A 2,286-nucleotide genomic window follows, 5' to 3' on the forward strand; every position below is an offset into this window, starting at 1 on the left:
TTGTGTCAGCCGCCCCAGCAAATCGTAGGCGTAGCTTGCATCCGGCTCTGAGCCGGGCAGGTTCTTCGAGACGAGCCGGTTCAGATTGTCATAGCCATAACCGATCGTCTGCCCGTCGCGCAGGCGCGGGTGCTCGATACGCCGGTGGAGCTGTTGATCGGAGAGGACGGCCCCGCCAGTACCTCTGTCGTGCCATCGCGCCGCTCACGGCGCGGCCCGCCCTCCAAGCTCGAACGCCAGCTCGATGCCGTCGCTCAGCTTCCCAAGGGCGAGCAGAAGATGGTCAGCGAGCTGATCGACGCCATGCTCACCCGCTACCACGCGCAAGCCGGACAGGAGAGCGCCAACGCCGCCTGATCCTCTCTTAGCTGCCACCAGAGCGGCATATCAGCGCGAACACAGATCAGGGGCCGGGAACACTCCCGCAGCCCCTCGGCGGAGCCTTTTGGCCGCTCTAAAAAGGATTGGATCAGGACGGCGTATCACCGTTGCAACCGCCCTCACACGCACCGCCAGTTGCAACCCCTTGCAACGCCAAGTCACTGACATCGCACCACAACCGCGCGACCAACGCCTCGTTGCAACCCGTTGCAACTTTTTCGAGCACCCCCTCCGCGCCCGCAAGCTTCTGGATTTGCTTGGCTATCTCGTTGTAACACAACACGGTTCTGCCGTATAGGGTGTGCTTCGAACAGGGACTGGCTTGCTGACCTCGATCCCCGACCGGTCGGGCCGCTGAGATATGGGCTGGTTTTCCACCTGTAACGGGCCGCTGAAGAGCGGAACTTGGCCCAGCAGAACCGCCTCGATCACCATACGCGACCACCAAATCACAGGGTCAAAGTGACTCAGTCGAGGCATGGGAGATTTGCCAGCTATGGCAAGAGGTTGGAGCGCGACTGACCCACTCTGTGCCGCTATCTGGGCACCGGGTCACAACCGGCACAGAAGATGCGCACCGCCAAAATCAGCCGTAACTCGCTGATCTAAATCAGCTTCACTAGCAGCAGGCGCTGTGTACGGTGTGCGCCCTTGGGCCTCCCAAATTGCGCAAACGTGATCCGGTTACTCAGCCTGGACGGTCAATGAGGGAATGGGGCTAACTCAGCATTCTGTTCATACGTCGTAAGCTAGGTGCCAATTCACCAAAGCAGACATGGCGATCACGCAGACAGCCACTCCGCCGATGGCGGACCATTTCACTACAGAGTCATCCACAAAGCCAAAAACGTAAAGCAGCAGAATAGCAACGACGAGGATAACGATTCTGATCTTCGGAACTGCTCTGATGATGCGGGCAATCGTCGCTCCTGAAGCCTCTTCGACTTTCAAAATATCAGCTTCGCTCGGAGGCGTATAGCTCGCTCGGACTTCGATATATTTTTGCAATCCAATGACGAACACCGGAACAAGGATCAGAGTGAGAAAAATGTCAGTAGTCATAAGATTGTCGCTATCCAGATTTCACCGGACATAGCGAACCACCCGATGCTGCCGTCGATTGACCACTCGAATAAGCTGCGTTCTGCGCCTTTTGCTTGCGGTTCCAACCTTGGGCGAACTGACCGTTGGACCGACGGCCCCAATCGGCTGCGGCACCCCCAACTCTACGAGCGATCCGTCCGCCAGGCACCGCGCCCGCAGCGAAATTCAGACCATCTTCGGCGAGACCAGCAGTGTCCCCGGTGCTCCAATGGAGTAGTGCTGATCCACCAATGCTGACGTATTCCGCAGCAGTTCCAGCAGCGGCCAATGGTACAAAGCCGGTGTAAGCACCAAGCACCTGCGCGCCATCACCGAGCAAACCTAGGCCATCAAGTGCGCCTTCCCCTAGCCGAACCGCTAAGCTCTTATCCTGACATGGCAGCATGTCATTTTGCGGCTCTTCTTTTTTCGGCGGCCGACGTCCACCTCCACCAGGACCAAATGGACCGGACGGGGGACCAGAAGGCCCGCGCGAACGGGGCGGGGGACCGCCGCCGCCGCCTTCTTCAGTCTTGCAGTGAACAACGATCACGTTCTCGGTGGTTGCGCCCCCCGACTCCCCTGAGCACAATCCCAGCGGATCGACCATGTTCACCGGATCGCCGCCGACATAGGCGTACATGTTCATCCCGTCGGCATAGCCGATCGGGTCGGTCTGCATGAACCGGCCGAGGGTGGGCGAATACATACGGGCCTTGTAATAGTAGAGGCCCAGTTCCGGCAACCATGTCTGCCCGGTATAGCGGAACCGCCCCAGCCCGCCCGTGCCCGGAATGCCGTATTCATCGTAGCTGTTGATCG

General features: G+C 59.2%; 3 protein-coding genes. 1 reads left to right on the forward strand and 2 read right to left on the reverse strand.

Annotated elements, in window-relative coordinates; translation table 11 throughout:
- Positions 1 to 153 precede the first annotated feature (153 nt).
- A complete protein-coding gene (locus tag L5849_RS14620; protein ID WP_236926151.1) occupies positions 154 to 357 on the forward strand; it encodes a hypothetical protein in 204 nt (67 codons plus the stop codon).
- Between the two features lie 759 nt (positions 358 to 1,116).
- Here L5849_RS14620 and L5849_RS14625 read toward each other — a convergent pair.
- Both L5849_RS14625 and L5849_RS14630 read right to left on the reverse strand, forming a co-directional pair.
- Positions 1,117 to 1,443, reverse strand: a complete 327-nt coding sequence (locus L5849_RS14625) for a hypothetical protein (RefSeq protein ID WP_236926152.1) — start codon at positions 1,441 to 1,443, stop codon at positions 1,117 to 1,119.
- 10 nt (positions 1,444 to 1,453) lie between these two features.
- A partial coding sequence (locus tag L5849_RS14630) for an RHS repeat-associated core domain-containing protein (protein WP_236926153.1) occupies positions 1,454 to 2,286 on the reverse strand: 833 nt, incomplete at its 5' end.

Source organism: Erythrobacter sp. SN021, from assembly GCF_021864455.1.